The organism is Paenibacillus ihuae (assembly GCF_001368795.1).
Classification (GTDB): domain Bacteria; phylum Bacillota; class Bacilli; order Paenibacillales; family Paenibacillaceae; genus Paenibacillus_AQ; species Paenibacillus_AQ ihuae.
Genome location: NZ_LN831199.1, coordinates 383,453 through 388,995, shown reverse-complemented (window position 1 = coordinate 388,995; position 5,543 = coordinate 383,453). Strand labels below are relative to the sequence as shown.

Genomic DNA, 5,543 nt, shown 5'->3' with positions numbered 1-5,543 from the left:
GCCGTATGCTGTTAGTTCCGGGAACTTCACATATATCTCTTACCTGGAGAAAGGCGATGCCAGTGTGCTGGCGGCAGCTGCTGTGCTGAAGGATTGGCTGGGGGCTGCTTCTGCGGCCGGACCTTATCTGGTGATTAAGGAAATTTATCCGTTCTCAGATCTGGCGCTGCTGGAGGAACTGGCCGGCCGGCTGTATGAGGCCGGCATACCGTTCACCGCCAGTGTGCGGCCGGTATTCAGCAACACGGATTTTCCGGCCATGCAGCGGTACTTGAAGGCGCTCAAGGTGGTTCAGGCGAAGAACGGAAGCATTCTGGTGAATGCTCCGGCCCTGATGCCCTCCATTAACAGCAGTGATCATACGCTCGGCGGCAAGATGAGCGGGTTCATTAATCTGCTGGCCGAGAACGGCATAGCGCCGCTTGGTATGGGTGCGGAAGCCTTCTGGACCTACGACAAGGAATATGCTTCAGCTGGCATGGGTTTTTTTGACTCCGTGTTGCTGTTTCCGGACGAGAACGTGATCCATACGGAAGAGACCAACATTTCCGCAAGCTTTGCCTCCTCGCTGTACAGTATAACGCCGGAATTCCTGCAGAGCCTGAAGCATGAGGGGAAGGCCATGCCGCAGCTGCCGATGGATGCCGCTGTTACAGTGAATCTTCCGGAGGATGAGGCCGGACTTACGCTGCTGCTGCAGACTGTGTACGACTTATGGATGACCTTTGCCGATTATAAGCAGGCTGACCATACGGTAGCTACGGATATGAACACTGTAAGCTCCGCGGACGGCGTTGTTAAAGTGAACGGCAACACGCTCAATATTGACTATGTGCCGGAAACGGTAAGCAGTGATTATCAATACAAAGAAGAGCAGTTCAAAAGCTTCAAGACATTGTTCAGTGTGCAAAGCAAATTTTTTATCGTAGTGATTACCGTCGCGCTTCTGCTCTTCGGGGGACTGCTCACGGTCGGCTACAGGCTGTACCGGAAGAAATACCTGAAATGAACAATTTTTATGTTAGGAGAACAACATGACGATCTCAGACGTGCTGATGGTGATTGCGGTGATCTGTATCTGGTCGCTGCTGCTGGTGAATGTGGCCCTGATTATAGCCGGTTATTTGTATTACATTCAAACGGAGAGTGAGGGTGTCCCTGAGATTAAGGGCGAGTATCCGTTTGTGACCATCATGGTTCCCGCGCATAATGAGGGTGTCGTCATCAGCAAAACCGTGGAATCCCTGCTGGCGCTTGATTACCCGCATGACCGTTATGAGATTATCGTCATTAATGATAACTCATCGGATAACAGCGCCCAGCTGCTGGGAGATATACAGGAGCGGAACCCGCAGCGTAATTTGCTGGTCATCAACACCGATTCTGTCACTGGCGGCAAAGGAAAGTCCAATGCGCTCAACATCGGATTTGCCCGAAGCAGAGGCCAGCTGATTGCCATTTATGATGCCGATAATACGCCGGAGCGGACAGCACTGAAATATCTGGTTGCTGAGATTGTATCAGATTCAAGCCTCGGCGCCGTTATCGGCAAGTTCAGAACCCGCAATCGTGATGCCAGTCTGCTCACACGGTTTATTAATATAGAGACGCTCTCATTTCAGTGGATGGCGCAGGCGGGGCGGTGGAAGCTGTTCAAGCTGTGCACGATTCCCGGAACGAACTTTATTATGCGCAGGTCGATTGTAGAAGACATCGGCGGCTGGGACGTCAAAGCGATTGCCGAGGATACCGAAATCAGCTTCCGGATCTATATGATGGGCTACCGGATCAAGTTCCAGCCGAAGTCGGTGACCTGGGAGCAGGAGCCGCAGACCGTGAAGGTCTGGTTCAAGCAGCGGACCCGCTGGGCGAAGGGGAATGTCTATGTCATTGTCAAAAACCTGCCGCTGCTGTTCGACCGGACAGCGTCCAGAATCCGGTTTGATATTCTATATTACGTGTCGATCTACTTCCTGCTGCTGATCTCGCTGATCACCTCCGATCTGCTGCTTGTGCTGCATGCGATGGGTTATGTTCATACGACGATTGCCGGACTAAGCAGTTTTCTATGGCTGCTGGCCATTGTGCTGTTTGTAGTGGGGATCTTCGTCACGCTTACCACAGAGAAGGGCGAGATGAGCCTATCGAACTTTTGGATCATCCTGCTGATGTATGTCTCGTACTGCCAGCTGTGGATGGTTGTCGCCGCCTATGGAATGTACAACTACCTCAAGGATGTCATCTTCAAACGGGAAGCGAAATGGTATAAAACCGAGCGCTATTAAAGGCCGGAGGAAGAGAAATAAGACATACAGGAGATACAGAAGATGATAAAAAAACAGATGATGATATGGGCGCTCTGCCTCTCCCTTGTCCTGATTCAGCTTCCGGCAGCCGCTGCCGCCGCTGCACTTCCCGGAGCTGGCAAACTGACGTATGAGACCTCCTTTACAGGCAGCGACACTTCGCTCTCGGGCGGAGAGGCGCAGCAGCAGTATTTTTCGGTAATGGATTACTGGAATGTGGACAGTGTGAAGATCAATCTGCACTTCCAAATTTCGCAGATTACGAAGGACCAGCAGTCAAGTGTAACCCTGTCGCTGAATGGCACGCCCTTCTACTCGTTCCGTCCTTCTCCGGACAATAACGGGGAGCAGATGTTGAGTATTCCTGCGCCTAAGGCTTTTCTGAAAGAAAACAGCAACACACTCACCCTGCAGGGTGATCTCAAGACGGCCGGGGACAATAATCAGGTGTGTTATGTGGACAACTCGCCCGATAACTGGCTGCACTTTTTCAATACTTCGGGCATTGCCGTGACCTATACTTCCAAAGCACTGACCGGGGGCATCCGTGATTTCAGTGAACGGTTCTCCGGAATAGATACCGTAAAGAGCAATAAGAGTCTGATGACGGTGCCGGTGAATGCCAGCAGTGCTGAGCTGGAGTCGGCCACTTATGCCCTGTCGGGATTCGCCAAAGGGAATGCCCTGACGGATAAGACGATCGGAATGCTGCCTTACCGGGAAGATTCCGTACAGGGCAAGAATGCGGTGGTGCTGGTCGCCATGTACGACCATGTGCCGGGTGAACTGAAGCAGCAGCTCAGCGGGACGGAGGATCTGACCACACATGCGCTGATTCAGCTGGTGAACAAGGATACCCGGCCTACGCTGGTAGTAACCTCGAAGGACGAGAGTCTGCTGATCAAGGCTGGGAGAATGGCTGCGAGCACCGGGCTGATGAGTCAGATGAATAGTGATTTGAAGGTGATCGATGATGCCACAGAGGTGGACGAGCCGGCTTCTGTCATCAGTTCGGATGTGACGCTCACGGAGACCGGAGATAAGTTATCCGGGCCGAACCACCGGGAGCAGACGTATTTCGTCTCTTTGCCGTCCAACCGCTCGATTGCCGATTCCGGGAAAATCAGTCTCGATTTCCGCTATGCCGAGAATCTGGATTTCGCCCGTTCACTCGTTACGGTAAGCATTAATGATACGCCGATCGGCAGCAAAAAGCTGACGAAGGAGCTGGCGAATGGCGACACGCTGACCTTGACGGTGCCGCAGAACCTGGGGATTTCCGGGAACTTCTCGGTGAAGGTGGCCTTTGATCTGGAAATGCAGAGTGCAGTCTGCACGCCGAATACGGAGCAGATGCCCTGGGCATATATCGGCAAGGAGTCACTGCTGCATCTGAATACTAAAGACCGTACGGACCTGCTGTTTAACAATTACCCGTATCCGTTCCTGCGTGACGGAATCTATAACCATGTTGCCGTAGTTCTGCCGCAGGAGATGGATGACTATACGTATCAGAGTCTGGCGAATGTCTTTAATCTGCTGGGTCAATATACAAGTGGGAATACCGGAGACATTCATTATTACACGGATGAGGTCAGTGCAGACAACCTGAAGAACAACAATATTCTGGCCATTGGTTCCTATAAGAACAATAAGGTCATCCGGGATAGCAATGACAAGCTGTATTTCAGGTACAGCAAGGACGGAGCAACGCTGGTTTCCAATGAGAAAATGAGCATTGAAGAGCGGTACGGTGCAGAGATTGGAACTTTGCAGCTGGTGGATTCCCCTTACGAAAGCGGCCGCGGGCTTATGGCGGTAACAGCGGTGAACTCCGGGGATTATTACCTGGCTTCCAGGCTGATCGCCAGCGAAAAGGATAAGTGGAAGGTCTATGGTGATGGTGTGGTTGCGGACAAGGACGGAAACGTCAGCGCGTACAGGTTCAAGACGGTTACGGGGGCAAAGCCTGACTCCGCACTATCGCAAATCGTGGAGCGCAGCGATGTGCTTGGTTTCGTCATTGCCGTGGTCCTTGTGGTTACCCTGGTTCTTGTAGCGCTGCTTCTGCTGCTCCGTAAACATATGAAGAAACGTGGTGATAGACATGAGACGTAACCGCAGCAGTCTGGTCTCCGATCTGGGGTTCCTTGGCTTTCTTGTGCTGGTGTTCATCTGTATTGTGTTTATCGCCGGCTCGGGCAATGATTATATCCAGAATATTATCATTCTGAATATCGCGTTTATTCTGGCGCTTGTAACCTATTTCACCACGGTGACTGCCGGCCTGGCCCTCAATCTCGCCTTTATCTTCGGTTATGGCTTCTTCATCGTCTATCAGACCGTGTCGCGGGGAGAGACGATCGGCATCAGCACGTATTTCTGGCTGATCATGGTTCCGCTGATTACGGTGGTGCTGTGGATCTTCACCTCAAGCTCGCGGGAGCTTGAGGCCGAGAATGAGCGGCTGAAGAAGACGACGGCTAATCTGGCTACCGTTGATGAGAACACCGACCTGCGGAACAGTGTCGCTTTTCAGAAGGATGCCAGCCTGTTTACAGGGATTTCTACCCGCTATGGGATTCCGCTCACGCTGCTTGTCATCAAGGTGAAGTATTGGAGTGAAATCCGCCGTCTGATTCCAGAGGATCAGCTGTCTGACGCGATTTATGACGTCTCCCAGCTCAGCCAGTCCAGCATCCGTACCAATGATGCGCTATACTTGCTGGATAAGGAGGACGCTACCTGGGGGCTGCTGCTCTTTACAGATCGTGAAGGTGCCAAAATCGTGATCGAACGGATTAAATACAAGCTCCAGGAATTGAATGAGCATGAATTCTCGAGCAAATATAAGGTGAATCTGGGGCTTAAGATCGGAGCTGTGCAGCACGAGACCGAGACAATCGAGAATCCGCTGGATTTCATTGTGCAGGCTAAAAAGCAATTGGAGTACGATGTGTAGACTTTGAATAACCCGAGTTGCGACTCCATATCGGTGAGCCTCTCGGGTTTTTTGTCATATGGTTAACAGCTTACCGGACTTGGCGTTAATGTAAGTTGCTAAAGGTTCAACGCAAATTTTCCAGGCTTCAGAGTTTAGTTGGATTTTCTCCATCTAATTCCTTTGATTTCCGTAATTTACGTAGAGTAGGTGGAAAATGTCCACTAGACATGCGCAGAACCTAACACGTGAGCTAAAATTAAACGAAAGTAATAATTTTACAGTTTGAATTTTAA

General features: G+C 51.2%; 3 protein-coding genes and 1 pseudogene. All 4 read left to right on the top strand.

Going from position 1 to position 5,543, the window contains the following annotated elements:
- Positions 1-1,009 (top strand): annotated as a pseudogene (locus AQR02_RS21370) (hypothetical protein); the annotation flags it as partial.
- Positions 1,010-1,034: 25 nt separating this feature from the next.
- Positions 1,035-2,285: a glycosyltransferase family 2 protein gene (locus AQR02_RS21365; RefSeq protein WP_054942447.1), complete on the top strand. Its 1,251-nt coding sequence runs from the start codon at positions 1,035-1,037 to the stop codon at positions 2,283-2,285.
- 42 nt (positions 2,286-2,327) lie between these two features.
- Positions 2,328-4,424 carry a cellulose biosynthesis cyclic di-GMP-binding regulatory protein BcsB gene (locus AQR02_RS21360; protein WP_054942446.1) on the top strand — a complete coding sequence of 699 codons (2,097 nt, stop codon included), beginning with the start codon at positions 2,328-2,330 and terminating at the stop codon, positions 4,422-4,424.
- The gene (locus AQR02_RS21355) at positions 4,414-5,268 is read left to right on the top strand and encodes a diguanylate cyclase domain-containing protein (RefSeq protein WP_054942445.1); all 855 of its coding nucleotides are present in this window, start codon (positions 4,414-4,416) and stop codon (positions 5,266-5,268) included. The genes AQR02_RS21360 and AQR02_RS21355 overlap by 11 nt, the downstream gene beginning before the upstream one ends.
- The last annotated feature ends 275 nt before the right edge of the window (positions 5,269-5,543 follow it).